Source organism: Sulfitobacter geojensis, assembly GCF_000622325.1.
GTDB classification, from domain to species: Bacteria; Pseudomonadota; Alphaproteobacteria; order Rhodobacterales; family Rhodobacteraceae; genus Sulfitobacter; species Sulfitobacter geojensis.
In genome coordinates, this window is the sequence record NZ_JASE01000005.1 from 1,409,491 (window position 1) to 1,427,169 (window position 17,679).

The window sequence follows — 17,679 nt, forward strand, 5'->3', positions numbered from 1 at the left end:
TGTAAGTCAGGCGGCGTGGGCCCCATCCGCAAGGGATTTCACAAAGCCCAAGACGTCCGCCACCGAATCCCCTGCCGCGATCCGCGCGACAATGGCGGAGCCGACAACAACCCCGTCTGCGACTTCTGCAATGGCTTGGGACTTTGCCGGTGTGTTCACACCAAATCCGACAATGACCGGCAGTCCGCTGGCGTCGCGGATGCGCACAACCTCTGGCGCGACATCGCCGGCATCGGCTTCGGCCGAACCGGTGATGCCGGTGATCGAAACGTAATATACAAAGCCCGAGGTGTTCTGCACAACACGGGGCAGGCGATTGTCGTCGGTTGTCGGCGTTGCCAGGCGGATAAAGTTCAATCCGGCCTCTTGAGCGGGCAGGCACAATTCACTGTCTTCTTCGGGTGGCAAATCGACAATGATCAACCCGTCGATGCCCGCTTCTTTGGCCGCTTTCAGGAAGGTTTCGACACCCATGGAATAGATCGGGTTGTAATACCCCATCAAAACAATCGGCGTGGAGTCGTCGTCTTTGCGAAAGGCCGCGGCCATTTGCAGCGTCTTGAGCAGGGTCATGCCGCCTTCAAGGGCGCGCTGTCCGGCCAACTGGATGGTAGGACCATCCGCCATCGGATCGGTAAAGGGCAGACCCAGTTCGATCACATCGACACCGGCAGCAGGCAAGCCGCGCATGATTTCCAGTGACGTCTCCATATCAGGATCACCCGCCATGATATAAGAAACAAAAGCCTTTTTGCCTTGGGCTTTCAGGTCTGCGAATTTGGCGTCGATACGGGTCATTTGGGCGGGCCTTTGCGTTTGTATCCCCGTTCAATGGCGAACCTTGCGCCGGAAATCAATGTGCGACCTGCGCTGCGGGGGGCGGAATTTTGCAAAATTCCGGTCCGGAAAATCGAAATTTTCCGCGTCCGAGACCGGCGGAGCGGGTCCAAACCCTTGCACCGCCCCTTATCAGGCCATAGGACAGCGCAAAATCTGCTGTCGCAAGGATCAAGATCATGGGTTTCAAAATGGGTATCGTGGGTCTGCCGAACGTCGGCAAGTCGACCTTGTTTAACGCGCTCACCCGCACCGCCGCCGCGCAGGCCGCGAACTTCCCCTTCTGTACGATTGAACCCAACGTGGGTGAAGTTGCTGTTCCGGACGCGCGGTTGGACAAACTTGCCGCCATCGCAACGTCGAAATCGATCATTCCGACGCGGATGACATTTGTTGATATCGCAGGATTGGTCAAAGGTGCCTCCAAGGGTGAAGGGCTGGGCAACCAGTTCCTCGCCAACATCCGCGAAACCGATGCCATCGCCCATGTACTGCGCTGTTTCGAGGATGGTGATGTGACCCACGTTGAGGGGCGCGTCGATCCGGTGGCGGATGCGGAAACAATTGATACCGAATTGATGCTGGCCGATCTTGAAAGCATCGAAAAGCGTCGCGCCGGATTGGTGCGCAAGCTCAAGGGCAACGACAAGGACGCGGTACAACAGGACCGTCTGCTGGGTCTTGCGCAAGACGCGATCGAAGCGGGCAAGCCTGCGCGTACCGTCGAAATTGACGAAGATGACGCCAAAGCGTGGCGTATGTTGCAATTGCTGACGACCAAGCCGGTTCTGTATGTTTGTAACGTGGGCGAAAGCGAAGCCGCAGAGGGCAACCAGTTCTCCGCAAAAGTTGGTGAGATGGCTGCCGCGCAAGGCAATTCACATGTTATTATCTCGGCGCAGATCGAGGAAGAGATCAGTCAGCTTGAAGACGAGGAAGCAGAAATGTTTCTTGAGGAGATGGGGTTGGCCGAAGCGGGGCTCGACCGTCTGATCCGTGCCGGCTACGAGCTTTTGCATCTTGAAACTTACTTTACCGTTGGCCCGAAAGAGGCCCGCGCCTGGACCATCAAAGCGGGGACTTCCGCTCCCAAAGCGGCCGGCGTGATCCACGGCGATTTTGAAAAAGGATTCATCCGCGCGGAAACGATTGCCTATGATGACTTTGTTTCACTGGGCGGCGAGGGGCCGGCCAAGGAAGCGGGAAAAATGCGCGCTGAGGGCAAAAGTTACGTGGTAAAAGACGGGGATGTGTTGCACTTTCTGTTCAACACTTAAGGCCTGTTTAATACGTAAGGATCGGCTGGCCCCGTTGCGAAACGGGAATGGCATTTCTCCTGCCAGATACAACAAAGGCCCGGACAGATGTCCGGGCCTTTGCCGTTTAAAGGTGTGACAGGTTTAGCGGCTGTCGTTGCCTTCGCCAAAGCCACCATAGATGTAGCCTTCGCCCTGCGATTTGATCGCGCTGCGTGTCGAAATGGACACGTCGTCATTCTTTGTGTTGTCTGCTGTCGAGCGCTGCTGGCTTGCACCGCGCTGGGCTGCGTCAAGGTCAGTCGGGCGTGTTTCGTCAGAAAACACCTGATTTGCAGTTTTCGATGTGTCCAGACGCAAATCGTTATAACGATCGGAGTTGTCTGCGAATGCTGCGGTGCTGATCAAAGCGGCGGCTGCGGTTGTGATAAAAAGTTTCATTGTCGTATCCTTCCAGTTTCCATTTGCGAAGAAGGACGCTGTGTCCGTCTCGCTGTCTGAGCACTCAACCGACCGAAACTGAAATTGGTTTCGCGAAAAGTTCCGGTTTCTTTGCAGGAGAGCGAAAAATGGGGGGCGGTTGTACAGGGTATTCCGAATTATTACAATTTAAACAATTGGTTAGGTTGTTTTCTCGCTATGCCTCACGCGGTTTCACGCAGCTGTGAGAGTCTGTAATTTTTCAAGAATGCCCGTTGCTATAGGGTTTTCCCGCTAACGAAATCCTCCCCAATGCCTCAGTAAAAAGCGCTGTTTGCGACGCGGCGGTGGCTCTGCGCCCTCTAAATTATTAAAATTTCGATAATTGTTGACCCGACGCCCAGTCTGTTTCTAGCTTGTTACAAAGCATGCGTAGGGCTGCGCCTGTTCATTCACGCATTCGACCTGGGGGTTCCACATGATGCACATTCAGAAATCACTTCAATTTACCGCTTTCGCCATGGCGCTCGGATTTAGCGTGACCGCTGCTGCCGCCGCGGACCTTGTGATCGGAATGCAGCAGGAGCCAACGTCGCTTGATCCGACATCAGATGCCACCGCGTCCATTGACGGCATGATGACCCAGAACGTTTATGAATCACTGACCATCGTTTCTGAAAACGGTGAAGTCGGGCCAAATCTGGCCACCGCATGGGATGTGTCCGAAGACGGTCTGACCTACACGTTCACGCTGACGGATGCGGCGCAATTCCATGACGGTACCGCCTTTGATTCCGAGGACGTGCTGTTTTCTTTCAACCGCGCCATGGCGGAAGACAGTGTGAACCCGTCCAAAGGCATTTTCAAACCTATCGAAAATGTCACGGCACCGGATGCGCGCACTGTGCAGATCAAGCTCAAGAACAAGGATGCGTTTTTCTTGTTCAACATGGGGCAGGGTGACAGCGCCATCGTCGCGTCAGAATCGGTGGATACCAACAATGCCACGCCGGTCGGCACCGGCCCTTTCAAGTTTGACAGCTGGACACGCGGCGACCGGTTGACGCTGGTGAAAAACCCTGACCACCGTGATGCGGCGTCTGTGGCGCTGGACAAGGTGACCTACCGCTTCATTTCCGACCCCGCCGCTGCAACCGCGGCGATGATGGCTGAAGAACTGGACGCTTTCCCAGGCTTCCCCGCCCCCGAGCTGCTGGAGCAATTCGAGGCTGATCCACGGTTCCGCGTCAATCTGGGCAGCACCGAAGGCGAGGTCATTCTGGCGATGAACAACGCCAAGCCCCCGTTTGATAACATCGAGGTGCGCCGCGCCGTTTCGACGGCGATCAACCGCGATGAAATCATTGACGGTGCGATGTATGGCAAGGCGACCCCCATCGGCAGCTTTTATCCCCCACACGGCAAAGCCTATGTTGATCTCACCGGTGCCTACCCGACCGACACCGCCAAGGCCAAAGAGATGTTCGAGGCCGCTGGCGTTGCAGGCAGCACAATGACCCTGCGCGTACCGCCGTTTCCCTATGCCACACGTTCGGCCGAAATCATTCAGGCACAACTTGCGGATGCGGGCATCGACGCCAAGGTCGAGAACGTCGAATGGGGGTTCTGGATCGACGAGATCTATAAGAAACAGAATTACGACATGACGATCATCGCCCATACCAGCCCTAACGACATGGGCAACTTTGCCCGTGGCCCGAAATATTTCTACGGCTATGACGACCCGAAAATGACCGCCCTGTGGGAAAACATTTCCACCGAAGCGGATGCGGACAAGCGCGATATGTTGCTGAAAGAAGGCCAGCAGTATCTGTCCGATCAGGCGGTGCATGGCTTTTTGTTCCAGCTGCCGCTGCTGGGCGTGTTCCGTACCGAAGTTAAAGGGTACTGGTCCTCGGCACCGGTTCTTTACACACCGCTGAAAGGTGTGTCCAAAGGTTGAAACGCCACCGAATAGGGGAGGGGGCAGCCCGCCCTCCCGCTAGGCGATACCCCGTATGAGTTATTTCCTTTTGCGCCGGACAATCGGCTTTCTGGCGACGTTGATCGCTGTGTCGATTGTTGTGTTTGCTGTGATGAATGTGCTGCCAGGCGATCCCGCACTGACGATTCTCGGGCTCGATGCGACGGATGATGCGCTGGCCGCCCTGCGCGAAGATCTTGGTCTGAACGATCCGCTGCTGACCCGCTATTTCGCGTGGGTAAGCGGCGCGTTGGTCGGTGATCTGGGCATCAGCCATTCCTTCCGCGTGCCTGTTTCAGAACTGATTGCGGAACGCCTGCCAATGACCATCTCCTTGGCCGTCGCGGGTATGATCGTAACCTTGGTGATTGCGCTGAGCGTCGGCATCTATGCGGCGTCCCACCATGGCAAGGCGGGGGATTGGGCCACCATGTTCCTGAGCCAGCTGGGCATCGCAGTTCCAGCGTTCTGGTTGTCGATCCTGCTGGTGCTGCTGTTTGCCGTGAAACTGCGGTGGCTGCCGCCCGGTGGCTTTGCCGGCTGGTCTGATCCTGTTGCTGCGATCCGGTCGCTGATCCTGCCCACCGTTGCGCTGGCGCTCGTGCAATCTGCGGTACTGGCACGGGTCACACGTTCCTCCGCACTGGAAGTCATGCGTCAGGATTTCACCCGCACGGCGCGGGCGTCAGGGCTGTCCCAGCGGCGCATTCTGTGGCGGCATGTCTTGCCAAATGCTTTGGTGCCGATTGTCACGATCGTGGGGATGCAGTTCGCGGCCCTTGTCACGGGTACAATCGTCATCGAAAACGTCTTTTACCTGCCCGGTCTGGGGCGGTTGATTTTTCAATCCATCGCCAACCGCGACCTGCCGACAGTGCAGGCATTGGTGATGCTGTTCGCGGTCATCGTGGTCACAGCGAACTTTATCGTTGATCTGTTGTACGTACTGATCGACCCGCGCCTGAAGGCCCGCACATGAAACGGCTACCGGCAAATTTCATCATCGGTGCGGTGCTTGTGGCGCTGGTTGTCGGGGTGGCGGCCCTGTCGCTGATCTGGACACCCCATGATCCGAGTGACCTGAACATTCGTGGCAAGTTCGGCCCGCCGACCACTGTGAACTGGCTTGGTACCGACCAGCTGGGCCGCGATATCATCAGCCAGCTGATGGCAGCGGCGCGCAATTCGATGACCGTCGCCCTTGTCGCGGTGCTGCTGGGCGGGTCCATCGGCGTTGCACTGGGGCTCCTGGCCTCGGCCATCGGGGGCTGGGTCGAAGACATCGTGATGCGGCTGGCCGATCTTGGCTTTGCCTTTCCCGCGCTCTTGTTTGCGATCATGTTGGCGGCGGTCTTTGGCCCGTCCCTGACCAATGCGGTGCTGGCAATCGCCTTTATCAACATCCCGATTTTTGCCCGTGTTGCGCGAGCCTCTGCCAATCAGGTCTGGACCCGGGAATACGTATTGGCCGCCCGCGCTGCCGGGATGAACAAGCTGGTGATCACCTGCGATCATATCCTGCCCAACATCGCCGCCGCTGTGATTGTTCAGGCCACCATTGAATTTGCCGTCGCCATTCTGGCCGAAGCGGCGCTGTCCTATCTGGGGCTGGGCGCGCAGCCGCCCGCGTCAAGCTGGGGGCGAATGCTGTCAGAGGCGCAGACCCTGATGTATCTCGCGCCGGAACTGGCGATCTATCCCGGACTTTGCATCGTGACTGCGGTGTTGGGGTTCGGTCTGCTGGGGGACGGGCTGCGCGACATTACCGATCCGCGACTGGCGAGGGCGCGCTGATATGTTCGAGATGCACAATATGACCGTGCGCTTTGCTGTCGGCGAAGCCCTGCGCGACGCCTCCCTGCGGATCGCTGCGGGCGACCGGATCGGCATCGTCGGCGAAAGTGGTTCTGGCAAATCCATGCTGGCAGCTTGTTTGATGGGTATGGTGCCTGAAAGCGCTGAACTGAGCGGGTCATTGACGATTGACGGCACCGACATGACCCACGCGACAGAAGAAACATGGCAAACCATCCGCGCGCGGCGTGCGGCGATGATTTTTCAGGAACCTATGTCGGCACTGAACCCGCTACGCCGCGTCGGCGACACAGTGGCCGAACCCATGCGGGTTCATCTGGGGCTTACCAAAACGCAAGCGCGCGCGCGGGTCATCACGTTGTTCGAGGAGGTCGGCATCCCCGATCCCGCCGCCCGCTTGCGGATGTTTCCGCACGAATTATCCGGCGGCCAGCGCCAGCGTGTGCTGATCGCGCTCGCGCTGGCCTGTGACCCGGAACTTTTGATTGCGGACGAACCTACCACCGCGCTGGACGCCAATGTCGCGCTCAAGATCACCGATTTGTTGGTGCACCTGAGCCAGTCGCGCAATATGGCGCTGGTGTTCATCAGTCACGACCTTGCCGCCGTGGCCCGCGCCACCACCGATATCGCGGTGATGTATGGCGGCGATATTGTCGAGCGCGGAAAGACGGCCGAGGTGCTGGCCGACCCCGCACATCCCTATACCCAAGGGTTGCTCGCTGCCCGCCCTGATCCGCGTGCCATACCGCGCGATGCCGATGGCCGTCGCCGTCGCTTGCCCACGATCCCCGGCACGGTGCCGCCTTTGACGGCCATGCCGCAAGGGTGTCGTTTTGCGGGGCGTTGCGCGGTGCAACGCAGTGAGTGCGCCAGCATCAAACCGATGCCAGCCGGCCCGCGTCTTGCAACCTGTCATGCCGTTCTGCGAGATACCCCATGAGTTTGCTGCAGGCCCGTGGCCTTACGCGCCGCTATAAACTTCCCCGCACGACGCTGTTCGGGGCACCACCGGTATTGACCGCTGTGGACGACATCAGCTTTGACATTGTCGCCGGTCAAACCCTTGGCGTGGTTGGTGAAAGCGGATCAGGAAAATCCACACTGGCTAAGACGGCGATGGCGTTCGAGGCACCGGATGCGGGCCAGATCCTGTTTGAGGGGCAAGATATTCATGCGCTCGGGGCTGGCGATTTGCGCCGTTTGCGCCCCGATTTCCAGATGATTTTCCAAGACCCGTTCAGCTCGCTTGACCCGCGCCGCAAGGTCGGATGGTCCATCGCGGAACCCCTGCGTGCCATGGGCATCACGGCGCCCGAACGCGTGGCCGAAGCCTTTGAACAAGTCGGTTTGCATCCTGCTGACGCGGGTAAATACCCGCACGAATTTTCCGGTGGCCAACGCCAGCGCATCGCGATTGCGCGCGCCATCATCACCCGCCCCAAGCTGCTTATCGCGGATGAAGCAGTATCGGCGCTGGATGTCTCGGTGCAGGCGCAAATCCTTAATCTGTTGATGGATTTGCAGGACACGCTGGGCCTTGGCATCTTGTTCATCAGTCACGACCTGGCGGTTGTGGCGTCGATCTGCGACACGTTATTGGTGATGCAGCGCGGGCGGGCACTGGAATACGGGCCTGCCGCTGATATTCTCAACACCCCAAGCCACGCCTATACCCGATCCCTCATCACTGCCGCCGGAGACACGCATTGACCCGTTTTATCCATCTTACCGATTTGCATATTTCGCACCCAGACGCGAACGACCCCAAGGACAAGGGTACCAGCCGCGCAGCCCTGCAACGTGTGGTCGGGATCATTAACGCAATGGATCCGCAGCCGGAATTTGTGGTGGCCAGCGGCGATTTGACGAATATGGGGGACGTGGCGAGTTACGGGTTGGTGCGCGACCTGCTTGCGCCTTTGAAAGCGCCGCTTGTAATGGCCATGGGCAATCACGATTTGCGGGCCGGGTTCCGCGCCGTCTTTGGCGGGGATGAAGGGGATGCGCCCTATTTTCACGACACGCTGCACGGTGGGCTGCACGTTATCACGCTGGACACCAAGGTGCCCGAACGGGTGGCAGGGGCGATTTGTGAGACGCAATTTTCTTTTCTGGACGAGGCTTTGCAACGCCACGCAGATGTGCCCAAGCTGATCGTGATGCACCACCCGCCGCGTGTCGATGACGCAGGGCTGCCGTGGGGGACAATTGATCTGGACTCGACGCACCGGTTGGCCGAAGCGCTGAAGGGGCATGAAATCGCGGGTATTCTGTCGGGTCATATCCACATCAACCAAATTCATCATTGGCATGGCATCCCGATCTGCATCAACTCCGGTTTGGATTACACCATCGACCTGTTGGAGCGCCGTGATCTGCGCCTGCTTGAAGGCACCACAATGGCGATTTGCGAACACCGCGCTTCCGGTCTGTCGGTCAGCTTTGTGCCGCTCAGCCCGGCGCAGCAGGATCTGGGCACAATTGATCGCGCCCGATTACTGGCCTTCACATGATGGACATGCCACGCCATATCGCCCTTCAGGGCAGCTATAACATCCGTGATCTAGGCGGATATGTTACCGCGCGCGGGACGCCCATCCCGCCACGCCGGTTTTTGCGCGCCGATTGCCTGCACCGCCTTGAACCGGGCGGGACCGACCACCTTGTTGGGGAGGGGCTGCGCTGTGTGATTGATTTGCGTACCGGCAGCGAAGTGGCGAATGCACCCAGCCTTTTTGACGGGCTCACGGGGGTTGATTACGTCAACCTGCCGCTGTTTGACGATCTGTCCCCGACCGCCCTTGCTGATGCGGGGGCCGCAGATCTGCACCCGTTGGTGCCGTTTTATATCAGGGCACTGGATACACGCAGTGGTGCCGTTCGCGATATCGTCACGCATATTGCGCGGGTTTCCGACGGGGCGGTGTTGTTCAACTGCACCGCAGGCAAGGACCGCACGGGGATCATCGCGGCCCTGCTGTTGGGGGTGGCCGGTGTGTCAGAGGCAGAAATCATCGAGGATTACGTGCTGACCGAACAGATGATCCCCGATCTGGTCGCGGAATTCCTGTCGATCTCGCGGGCCAATGGCGGCGATGTTGAACGCTACGCAACCCTGCTGCAAAGCCCCGCAGATACAATGGCGAAAATGCTGTCCCATATTCGGGAGCAATACGGCAGCGCCGCGGATTATCTGTTGCAAAGCGGTGTCGCCCGCCCCGATCTGTCGCGCCTGCAAGATCGCTTGTACGGCGGTTGAGTGCGACGTTAGGACCGCCAGCCCAACAGGCGCTTTTCGATTTGCCCGATGGCCATGCTCAACGCGACACCAAGCACCGAAAGAATGGCAACGCCGGCAAACAGCCGTTCCAGATCGTACAGCGATCCGGCCTCCAGTATGTAGGCCCCGATCCCGTATTCTGCGCCCAGCATCTCGGCGGCGACCAAAAGGATAATCGCGATCGACAGCGAAATGCGCAGACCCGACAGGATGCCGGGCATGGCCCCGGGCAAAACGATTTTGCGCACGATCGAGAACCACGACAGGCCGAAACTTTGACCCATGCGGATCAGCGACCGATCAACGTTATCCACCGCGCCATAGGTCGCGACGACAGTGGGGGTGAAAGTGCCAAAGGCAATCAGCGCATATTTGGATGCCTCGTCAATGCCGAACCAGATTACAAACAAGGGCAACAGGGCGATTTTTGGAATTGGAAAAATGGCCGCGACCAAAGGGATCAATCCGGCGCGCACATAAGAGAACAAGCCGATCATCACGCCAACGACAATGCCCAGAGACGCCCCGATGGCCGCGCCAACGGCCAGTCGCGTCAAGGACGGAACGAGGTGTTTGAACAATAGCCCGCTTTGCCAAAGCTCCCCGAAGGTCGCAAGCACATCTGACGGGCGGGGCAGGGTCAGCGCGGTGATCCATCCACTGCGTGTCCCCCATTCCGCGAGGACAATCAGCACGACAAACACCGCCACGCCGGCAAAACGCCGCGGCTTCGGGGCAAATCCGCCGCCGCGAAACCGGACCTCGCGGGCCGTGTGCTCGGTCGACATATCAGACATCCAGCAATTCCTCATCCGCTGCGCGGGCTTCTTCGCGCATCAACTCCCACAGGTGTTTCTGGGTCTGTTCAAGGCGGGGGTCCCCGTGGCTGCGCTCGGCCAGAGGCATGTCAATCTCGACAACCTCGCGGATCTGGCCGGGTCTGCGGGATAGCACAACGATACGATGCCCAAGGCGCACGGCCTCTGCCAGATTATGGGTGACATAAGCGGCGGTGAAAGGTTGGCGCGTCCACAGGGCGATCAGATCGTCCATCAGCAATTCGCGGGTCTGGCTGTCCAGTGCGGACAGGGGTTCATCCATCAACATCACCGCAGGGTTCACCGCCAGGGCCCGCGCAATTGCGACCCGTTGTTTCATTCCGCCGGACAGCTGACGCGGCAAGGCGTCGCGAAAATCGCTGAGCTTGGTGCGGGCCAGAACATCGGAAATGATCGCATCCGCATCTGCGCCCCTGATCCCGTGATCTTCAAGCACCAGCGAAATATTGCCCCGCACGGAGCGCCACGGCAGCAGGGCAAAGTCCTGAAAAATATAGGTGAGCGGGTTCAGGCAATCAGCTGGCGGCGTTCCAAGCTGCAAAATACGCCCCGAGGCGGGTCGTTCCAGCCCGCCGATCAGCCGCAAAAGTGTGGATTTCCCGCAACCGGACGGCCCGACCAGACAGACAATCTGCCCTGCGGGAATATCCAGAGAAATGTCGCGCAGAACTTCGGTGTCGCCATAGAAGTGGCTGATCCCGTCCAGACGGATATCCATAATGCAGCTGACCTATTCTCGTCTTGAAACAGGCTGGCCACGCATAACGGGCGGCCAGCCATTGAGACGCTCTTATGCTTCGAAAGTGTCCACGTAGCTGGTATCGACAAGCGTATCGAGCGTGATGCTTTCATCGACCAGACCTTCGGACTGAAACCAGCCAAGCTGATCCTGAACCGATGCCACGTTCATCTTGGCACCTTCGTTCAGGCGCATTGTGCCGTTGATGATCGAGGGGGCCGCCTTTTCGCGCGGACGGTCAGTGTAGACATATTTGTGGATCAGATCGACCATGGCATTCACGCCATCCTCGCCGCCGGATTTGTCGATCATCGCCGAATTGTAATCGCTGACCCCTTTGCCAAAACCACTCAGGAAGGCCGCGGTTTGATCGCGTTCATCTGCGGCATTCTTGGCCGAGGTAAAGACGGTGGTGACCTGATAGTTCGGCAGGTAGTCAGAGACGTTACCGATGATATGCACCGCACCGGATCCTGCCAGCGGCTTGGCGATATGGGGGACGATGGACCATGCATCAATCTGGCCGGTTTTCAGCGCACCAATGATCGCACCCACTTTTTGCAGCGGCTTGAATGACATCTCGATGCCTTCGGCCTGTGCCACCTTGGACCCCATGTAATGAAAGGACGAACCGGCAGTGGAAATTCCGAAAGATTTGCCCGCCAGACCGGCCGGCGTTGTGACGCCCGCCTTGAATGCAGCATCAGAGGCGAGAATTTTTTGCCCGTCGATGCCCGGTTCTTCGCTCAACGCGCCGCCGATGACTTTGATCGCGCCCTTGTCGGCCAGCGACACAAGTCCGCCGGAAATCGCCGTTACCGCGTAATCCACATCACCCGAGGCAATCGCGACCGCCATCGGTTGCGCTGCTTGGAAAAAGCGCAATTCGACATCAAGACCGGCCTCTGCGAAATAGTTGCGTTCTACGGCGATGAAACTGCCGGAATGCGACGTAAAGCGCAGTGCGCCAACAACGATCTTTTTGTTTTGCGCAATCGCAGGGGCTGCAAGCCCCGTGGCCGCCGCCGCGCCGATCAGGCCCAATGTGTGGCGTCTGTTAAAGTTGATCATGCTATCCTCCCAGATTGATCACGGCGTCCTGTACCGATGGCACGCGCGCCCTATCCGCAATGTTCTTTTGCAAAAGCAGCATCTTGGCCGCGCCCCCGCATGGCGTGCAAGGTAACAGGTTGGTTTTGAACTGCAATGCTGCTTGCGGCTTGCCGTAAGCGGGGGCCACAGGCCGGCGCGTCACGCACCGCTCTGTGGCCCCTCACGTCAGGTTTTCTTGCGATCATCCACGATCTTCATCAAAGACATATCGCTTTGCCCCAGCTCGAATGCGGCAAAGGGGCCGCCCTGCAACATGGTGCCGGGATCGGTTGGATCGGCGGCGCCGGCTTCGGCCAGAATTGCCTCGGCAAATTGTTCGGCGTTGTCTTTCGGGCGATACCCCAGAAACGAAGCTTTGTGATTGTCCACCGGTGCACGGTCATTGTTGGACACGCCATAGACCACGCTGAACCCGACGACAGGTGTATCAATTGCGCGGCTGACCAACTGGATCAGGTCGTCATAGGACAACCATGACCCCAAAGCGCGCGGATTGGTGACCTGAGCGGCAGAAAGGATGCGCAGGTGAACGGATTCCATCTGGCGCTTTTCCCAGTACATCCGGCCCAAATCTTCGGTGAAACATTTGGCCAGACCGTAAAACGTGTCAGGGCGGTGGGCGACTTCGGTGTCGATGAATTCAGTCTTGGGGTACATGCCGACCGCGTGGATCGAGCTGGCATAGACCACCCGTTTCACGCCGTGCTGAAAACCGGCTTCCCAGATATTATAGCTGCCGACAAAATTTGGCCCCAACATTTCCTCGAAGGGGCGTTCGTCTACGATGGCACCGAAGTGCACAACCATATCCGCGCCTTCAAGGATCGCGTGAACCTCGTCGAATTTGGCGACATCCGCCTGAACAAAGCGCTCGCCGGGGTAAAGCGTGCCGATGTCATCCACGATGTCGGTGCTGACCAGTTCGTCACACATCTTGCTCAGCGGTTCACGCAGGTAAGACCCAAGCCGTCCTGCGGCACCCGTCAATACAAGTTTCTTCAGTTTCATCCTATCATTCCTCAATTAGCGCGATCAGATCACGGCTTTTTCCATGAATTTTTGTTGGTTTTCTATGCGGTCATAGCCAAAGGGGGCAAGGTCCAGCGTACGGTATTCGCCATGCGCAATTTGTTCGGCAATGCCGCGCCCCATGGCGGGGGATTGTTGCAGGCCATGTCCCGAAAAACCGTTGGCAAAGACAAAGTTGCTGACCTTTGTATGTCGCCCGATCACCGCGTTCTGGTCAAATGTGTTATAGGCGTAATGACCGACCCATTCGTTGATCACCTTGACCTGCTCAAAGGCGGGCACGCGGGTTGCGATGATAGGCCAGACCTTTTCCTGCCAGAGGCTGTGATCAAATCCGAAATCATCGGGGGCCACATCGGGGTCTTCATCCGGCGGGCAACCGGCCAGATAGTATTTGCCTTCCGAACGCATATGCACCCCTGACGGATCAATTGTCAGCGGCAGGTCGCGGTCCAGCGGGTTGGCGGCGTCAAAGATAAATGTATAGCGTTTGCGCGGCCGCACCGGCAGGTCGATCCCCGCCATCCGCGCAGTCGCTACCGCCCGCGGACCTGAGGCATTGACCACGCTCCCGCAAGAAATCGTGTCACCCGATTTCAGGGTGACACTGTCCACCCCTGTGCCGGCCGCATTCAGGGTCATGCCCGTCACTTCGTCGTGGATATATTCCACACCGTTGCGCCGGGCCATGCGTTTGAACCAGTCAAACATTGTGCCCCCGTCAAAATATCCTTCGTCGACAAGGTTGTGGTTGGCGGCCAGCACATCGTCCAATTGGTAAAATGGATATTCTGCAGCGATTTCAGCAGGCGTCATGTGGCGGGTATGGGCCCCCTCGGCCGCTTGTATCGCCTGACTTTCGCGCAAAGTTTGTGCAAATTCGGGCGTGTCTGCCAGATAAAGATACCCATAGCTCTGCAACACAAGTTCGGGCACCTCGGGGTCATCCCCCATAAAGCCACGAAAGCCTTTGATGAATTCAGCACCAAAACGCGAAATCTGGATATTCAACCGGTTGGAAAACTGCTGCCGGATGCAGGAATTCGTGTGGCTGGTCGAGGCAAATTCATAGGTCGGATCGCGTTCGACTACCAGTATACGCCCGTCAAACCCCTGCATCTGGGTCAGCCACCACGCGACAGAGGAGCCATAAATAGCCCCGCCAATGATCACAACGTCATAGTTTTTATGTGCGGCGTTTCCCATGAATCCCCCTTGATTCTAATTCCTGTCCAGAACGGTCTATCGCGGCGATGCGATCTGCGTAAAGCTCTGTGAACGCTCAGGGATCAAATGGGGTGTTCAGCGCATGTTCGACCATGAACAACCGATCTTGGCCGTAAAACATATCGCCCTCAACGAAATAGGTCGGAGAACCGAAGACCGAACGCGCGATTGCTTCTTCGGTGTTGGCGCGATGCTGTGCCTGTATCTCTTCGCTTTTGGCCGCCTGCAACAGCGCGGCACCGTCCAGACCTGTTTCGCGGGCCAGTTCCGTCAATACGGCAGCATCGGCAATATCCGCATCGTCGCGCCAATGGGCCTGCAAGATCGCGCGACTGAGCGCGCTGGCATCTGCACCTGCAGCGATGATCGCACCATTGGCCAGTGTCAGCGGATTATCATGAAACGTCGGACGGTGCCGCACCATTGGCAAATCGCGAAGCTGCGCCCAACGCACCATCTCGCGGCCAAAGAAATAGTCGATATGCGCCTGTGTCCGCTCCTTGAACCCGCGGCCACCTGCCGCCGCCATGACCGGCGCGAAATCGAAAGGCCGGTGAATGATCTTCGCGCCAGTTCGGGTCGCGATCCGGTCCAGTTCCCATGCACCGAGATAAGCATAGGCCGAATGGGCTGAGTAGAAATACTCAATGGTTTTTGATGTTTGCATGTCAGTCCTTTCTGATTGGCAGCATCTAAACAGGCAAGCGCCGGCGGTGAAAGGGCATTGACTTCGCACTATACTGCCTCAAGTTTAACGCCAGACTGTATCGCGCAAGGGCGGAGGCATCGCGACGTGACAGACCGCGAGGAGATTGAAGAGCTGATCGCGCGCGTGGCCCTTAAGGACCGTGCCGCATTCGAGATGCTTTACGATCGGGTCAGTGCGAAACTCTTTGGGGTTTGCTTGCGTGTCTTGTCCAAACGGGCAGCGGCCGAGGATGCGATGCAGGACACATTTGTAAAAATCTGGAACAACGCAGATCGCTACCGTGCGAACGGTTTATCGCCGATGACATGGCTGATCACGATTGCGCGCAATACATCGATCGACCGGCTGCGGGCGCGCAAGAAGGGCCAGCAGGATATTGACACGCCGGGGCTGAACCTGATCGCCCCCGGTCCTTCGCCGGAACAGGCCGCAATCGCGGCTTCCGAAGCGAACCGGTTGACCGGATGTCTTGACCAACTGGCAGAGGACCGCGGATCGGCCATTCGCGGCGCTTACCTTGAAGGGCTGACCTATGCCGATCTGGCGGCTAAATTCGACGTGCCTTTAAACACCATGCGCACGTGGTTGCGCCGCGGATTGATCGCGCTGCGCGATTGCATGAGCGCATGAGCGACGAAGACCTCTCCCCCCGCGATGCGGAAGATGCGCAGGCTGCTGAATATGTGCTGGGTCTGGCGTCGGATGACGTGCTTGAACAGGCACAGACCCGCGCCGCTCATGACGCGGCGTTCGCCCAGCGGGTTGCGTCGTGGCAGGAACGGCTGGTCACCCTGACCGACAGCATCAAACCGGTTAACCCGCCAAAAAAGCTCAAGCGCAAGCTGTTGAAAACACTTTTCCCCAAGGTCTCCGTACCGCTGTTGCAGCGGCTCTGGATCTGGCAGGGCATCGCTGTTTGCGCGCTGGTGCTGGCCGCATATCTTGCCACCCCGCTGTTGCAACCTGACAGTACCGATGTGCCGCGCGATGTCTTTGCGACCCAGATGACCAGTACCGATTTCGACCTGCAAGTATTGGCTGTGGTGGACACGAAGAACAGCATCGCTTTGCGCCGCCTTGCAGGGGCTGCACCTGCGGGCCGTGTTCTGGAACTTTGGGCGATCCTGCCGGATCAGGCACCGGTGTCACTGGGCGTGCTGCCCGAAGGTGAAACCGCGCGCGTTCCGTTACCGCGCGCAATGGCGGATCAGATCGCGTCGATCACGCTGGCCATAACCGACGAACCGGTGGGCGGTGCGCCGCGCGGCGTGCCAAGCGGCGATATCCGCGCCGCAGGTGTGATCAGCGCGCTGTGACATGGGCCGTATAGGTCCGAACCGTCACAAACCATGTCGTTTTCGATGTTGAGTGGCGGCAAGGTCCGGTCCATGCTGACGGCATGAAAACACCTCTGATCGACAACCTGCAATACGCCAATTTCTCGCCGAAAATCTTTGAACAGATGCGCGCAGGGGGCGTTGACGCTGTGCATGTCACCATCGCCTATCACGAAAGTTTTCGTGAAATGGTGCTGAACCTCGAACGCTGGAACCGCTGGTTCGAGGACCACAGTGATCTGATTTTTAAAGGCACCTGCGCGGCCGACGTCACGCGGGCGCAGGACAGCAATCGCACGGCGATCTTTTTCGGTTTCCAAAACCCCAGCCCGATCGAGGACGACATCGGTTTGGTCGAAATCTGTCACCAGCTCGGCGTGCGTTTCATGCAGCTGACTTATAACAATCAAAGTCTTCTGGCCACGGGCTGTTACGAGGATGACGACACAGGTCTGACCCGCATGGGACGCGCCGTGGTGGAGGAAATGAACCGCGTCGGCATGGTGATCGACATGAGCCATTCCGGCGAACGCTCCACCTTGGACGCCATCGCGCACTCCACCCGTCCCATCGCCATCACCCATGCCAATCCGCATTGGTGGCATGCGGCGCTGCGCAATAAATCCGATGCGGTTCTCAAGGCGCTGACCGATGCGGGCGGCATGTTGGGGTTCTCTGTTTACCCGCACCATCTGGCAGGCGGATCAGACTGCACCCTTGAGGGGTTCTGCACGATGATCGCCGAAGCTGCCGCGCGCTACGGCGCGCAAAACCTCGGGATTGGCACGGATCTTTGTCAGGATCAGCCTGACAGCATCGTCGAATGGATGCGTGTCGGACGCTGGACCAAGGGCATTGATTACGGTGAGGGCTCAGCCAGCAATGCAGGCTTTCCGCCGATGCCGGTCTGGTTCAACGACAACCGTGATTTCGGAAATATCCGCAGCGGTTTATACGCCGCAGGAATGGTGGCGGATGAGATTGACGGCATCATGGGGGGTAACTGGATGCGGTTTTATGACAGCAGTTTCGGGCCGCTGTGACACAGGGAACCGCCCCGCCACAGGTCGCGCTACGCCCGCCGGATGAGG

The 17,679-nt window shown here is 58.4% G+C and carries 19 protein-coding genes; 11 read left to right on the forward strand and 8 right to left on the reverse strand.

Features of this window, described 5'->3' with window-relative positions; translation table 11 throughout:
- Nucleotides 1–6: 6 nt before the first annotated feature.
- Nucleotides 7–798 carry a tryptophan synthase subunit alpha gene (trpA, locus tag Z947_RS0108885; RefSeq protein WP_025043952.1) on the reverse strand — a complete coding sequence of 264 codons (792 nt, stop codon included), beginning with the start codon at nt 796–798 and terminating at the stop codon, nt 7–9.
- A 218-nt stretch (nt 799–1,016) separates the two neighbouring features.
- Here trpA and ychF point away from each other — a divergent pair, with 218 nt between their 5' ends.
- Entirely contained in the window at nt 1,017–2,114 is a 1,098-nt protein-coding gene (gene ychF / locus Z947_RS0108890; RefSeq protein ID WP_025043953.1) for a redox-regulated ATPase YchF, read from the forward strand.
- A gap of 123 nt (nt 2,115–2,237) precedes the next feature.
- Here ychF and Z947_RS0108895 read toward each other — a convergent pair whose 3' ends face one another.
- Nucleotides 2,238–2,534, reverse strand: a complete 297-nt coding sequence (locus Z947_RS0108895; protein ID WP_025043954.1) for a hypothetical protein — start codon at nt 2,532–2,534, stop codon at nt 2,238–2,240.
- Nucleotides 2,535–2,991: 457 nt separating this feature from the next.
- On the opposite strand from Z947_RS0108895, the gene Z947_RS0108900 reads away from it, so the two are divergent.
- The 7 genes from Z947_RS0108900 to Z947_RS0108930 are packed head-to-tail and all read left to right on the forward strand — an operon-like array spanning nt 2,992 to nt 9,574.
- A complete protein-coding gene (locus Z947_RS0108900) occupies nt 2,992–4,476 on the forward strand; it encodes an ABC transporter substrate-binding protein (protein WP_179453271.1) in 1,485 nt (494 codons plus the stop codon).
- 55 nt (nt 4,477–4,531) lie between these two features.
- Nucleotides 4,532–5,476, forward strand: coding sequence for an ABC transporter permease (locus Z947_RS0108905; RefSeq protein WP_025043956.1), 945 nt, complete (start codon nt 4,532–4,534; stop codon nt 5,474–5,476).
- Nucleotides 5,473–6,291 (forward strand): ABC transporter permease, encoded by an 819-nt coding sequence (locus Z947_RS0108910; protein WP_025043957.1) that lies wholly within the window; start codon nt 5,473–5,475, stop codon nt 6,289–6,291. The genes Z947_RS0108905 and Z947_RS0108910 overlap by 4 nt, the downstream gene beginning before the upstream one ends.
- Before the next feature lies 1 nt (nt 6,292).
- Entirely contained in the window at nt 6,293–7,255 is a 963-nt protein-coding gene (locus tag Z947_RS0108915) for an ABC transporter ATP-binding protein (RefSeq protein WP_025043958.1), read from the forward strand.
- Nucleotides 7,252–8,025 (forward strand): ATP-binding cassette domain-containing protein, encoded by a 774-nt coding sequence (locus Z947_RS0108920; protein ID WP_025043959.1) that lies wholly within the window; start codon nt 7,252–7,254, stop codon nt 8,023–8,025. The genes Z947_RS0108915 and Z947_RS0108920 overlap by 4 nt, the downstream gene beginning before the upstream one ends.
- Entirely contained in the window at nt 8,022–8,828 is an 807-nt protein-coding gene (locus Z947_RS0108925) for a metallophosphoesterase family protein (protein ID WP_025043960.1), read from the forward strand. Before Z947_RS0108920 ends, Z947_RS0108925 begins: the two co-directional genes overlap by 4 nt.
- Nucleotides 8,825–9,574 (forward strand): tyrosine-protein phosphatase, encoded by a 750-nt coding sequence (locus Z947_RS0108930; protein ID WP_025043961.1) that lies wholly within the window; start codon nt 8,825–8,827, stop codon nt 9,572–9,574. The genes Z947_RS0108925 and Z947_RS0108930 overlap by 4 nt, the downstream gene beginning before the upstream one ends.
- Before the next feature lie 8 nt (nt 9,575–9,582).
- Here Z947_RS0108930 and Z947_RS0108935 read toward each other — a convergent pair whose 3' ends face one another.
- From Z947_RS0108935 to Z947_RS0108965, 6 genes are all read right to left on the reverse strand, one after another.
- Nucleotides 9,583–10,392: an ABC transporter permease gene (locus tag Z947_RS0108935; protein ID WP_025043962.1), complete on the reverse strand. Its 810-nt coding sequence runs from the start codon at nt 10,390–10,392 to the stop codon at nt 9,583–9,585.
- Nucleotides 10,385–11,152 carry an ABC transporter ATP-binding protein gene (locus tag Z947_RS0108940; protein ID WP_025043963.1) on the reverse strand — a complete coding sequence of 256 codons (768 nt, stop codon included), beginning with the start codon at nt 11,150–11,152 and terminating at the stop codon, nt 10,385–10,387. The genes Z947_RS0108935 and Z947_RS0108940 overlap by 8 nt, the downstream gene beginning before the upstream one ends.
- A gap of 72 nt (nt 11,153–11,224) precedes the next feature.
- The gene (locus tag Z947_RS0108945; protein WP_025043964.1) at nt 11,225–12,244 is read right to left on the reverse strand and encodes an ABC transporter substrate-binding protein; all 1,020 of its coding nucleotides are present in this window, start codon (nt 12,242–12,244) and stop codon (nt 11,225–11,227) included.
- A 207-nt stretch (nt 12,245–12,451) separates the two neighbouring features.
- On the reverse strand, nt 12,452–13,294 hold the full coding sequence (locus tag Z947_RS0108955) for an NAD-dependent epimerase/dehydratase family protein (RefSeq protein WP_037938819.1): 843 nt from the start codon (nt 13,292–13,294) through the stop codon (nt 12,452–12,454).
- Nucleotides 13,295–13,318: 24 nt separating this feature from the next.
- Complete coding sequence (locus tag Z947_RS0108960; protein WP_025043967.1) at nt 13,319–14,521, reverse strand: NAD(P)/FAD-dependent oxidoreductase; 1,203 nt, start codon at nt 14,519–14,521, stop codon at nt 13,319–13,321.
- A gap of 76 nt (nt 14,522–14,597) precedes the next feature.
- Nucleotides 14,598–15,209 carry a 2-hydroxychromene-2-carboxylate isomerase gene (locus Z947_RS0108965; RefSeq protein WP_025043968.1) on the reverse strand — a complete coding sequence of 204 codons (612 nt, stop codon included), beginning with the start codon at nt 15,207–15,209 and terminating at the stop codon, nt 14,598–14,600.
- 126 nt (nt 15,210–15,335) lie between these two features.
- Here Z947_RS0108965 and Z947_RS0108970 point away from each other — a divergent pair, with 126 nt between their 5' ends.
- The 3 genes from Z947_RS0108970 to Z947_RS0108980 all read left to right on the forward strand — a co-directional run bounded on the left by Z947_RS0108970 (nt 15,336) and on the right by Z947_RS0108980 (nt 17,631).
- Nucleotides 15,336–15,881 (forward strand): sigma-70 family RNA polymerase sigma factor, encoded by a 546-nt coding sequence (locus tag Z947_RS0108970; protein WP_025043969.1) that lies wholly within the window; start codon nt 15,336–15,338, stop codon nt 15,879–15,881.
- Entirely contained in the window at nt 15,878–16,567 is a 690-nt protein-coding gene (locus Z947_RS0108975) for an anti-sigma factor (RefSeq protein WP_025043970.1), read from the forward strand. The genes Z947_RS0108970 and Z947_RS0108975 overlap by 4 nt, the downstream gene beginning before the upstream one ends.
- Before the next feature lie 83 nt (nt 16,568–16,650).
- Entirely contained in the window at nt 16,651–17,631 is a 981-nt protein-coding gene (locus Z947_RS0108980) for a membrane dipeptidase (protein ID WP_025043971.1), read from the forward strand.
- Nucleotides 17,632–17,679 lie beyond the last annotated feature (48 nt).

Coding starts and splice junctions, on each gene's coding strand:
- Z947_RS0108960 (WP_025043967.1), bottom strand. CDS start 14,521: ATGGGAAACGCCGCACATAAAAACTATGACGTTGTGATCATTGGCGGG.
- Z947_RS0108945 (WP_025043964.1), bottom strand. CDS start 12,244: ATGATCAACTTTAACAGACGCCACACATTGGGCCTGATCGGCGCGGCG.
- Z947_RS0108895 (WP_025043954.1), bottom strand. CDS start 2,534: ATGAAACTTTTTATCACAACCGCAGCCGCCGCTTTGATCAGCACCGCA.
- Z947_RS0108955 (WP_037938819.1), bottom strand. CDS start 13,294: ATGAAACTGAAGAAACTTGTATTGACGGGTGCCGCAGGACGGCTTGGG.
- Z947_RS0108905 (WP_025043956.1), top strand. CDS start 4,532: ATGAGTTATTTCCTTTTGCGCCGGACAATCGGCTTTCTGGCGACGTTG.
- Z947_RS0108940 (WP_025043963.1), bottom strand. CDS start 11,152: ATGGATATCCGTCTGGACGGGATCAGCCACTTCTATGGCGACACCGAA.
- Z947_RS0108980 (WP_025043971.1), top strand. CDS start 16,651: ATGAAAACACCTCTGATCGACAACCTGCAATACGCCAATTTCTCGCCG.
- Z947_RS0108965 (WP_025043968.1), bottom strand. CDS start 15,209: ATGCAAACATCAAAAACCATTGAGTATTTCTACTCAGCCCATTCGGCC.
- Z947_RS0108935 (WP_025043962.1), bottom strand. CDS start 10,392: ATGTCTGATATGTCGACCGAGCACACGGCCCGCGAGGTCCGGTTTCGC.
- Z947_RS0108910 (WP_025043957.1), top strand. CDS start 5,473: ATGAAACGGCTACCGGCAAATTTCATCATCGGTGCGGTGCTTGTGGCG.
- ychF (WP_025043953.1), top strand. CDS start 1,017: ATGGGTTTCAAAATGGGTATCGTGGGTCTGCCGAACGTCGGCAAGTCG.
- trpA (WP_025043952.1), bottom strand. CDS start 798: ATGACCCGTATCGACGCCAAATTCGCAGACCTGAAAGCCCAAGGCAAA.
- Z947_RS0108930 (WP_025043961.1), top strand. CDS start 8,825: ATGATGGACATGCCACGCCATATCGCCCTTCAGGGCAGCTATAACATC.
- Z947_RS0108900 (WP_179453271.1), top strand. CDS start 2,992: ATGATGCACATTCAGAAATCACTTCAATTTACCGCTTTCGCCATGGCG.
- Z947_RS0108915 (WP_025043958.1), top strand. CDS start 6,293: ATGTTCGAGATGCACAATATGACCGTGCGCTTTGCTGTCGGCGAAGCC.
- Z947_RS0108975 (WP_025043970.1), top strand. CDS start 15,878: ATGAGCGACGAAGACCTCTCCCCCCGCGATGCGGAAGATGCGCAGGCT.
- Z947_RS0108920 (WP_025043959.1), top strand. CDS start 7,252: ATGAGTTTGCTGCAGGCCCGTGGCCTTACGCGCCGCTATAAACTTCCC.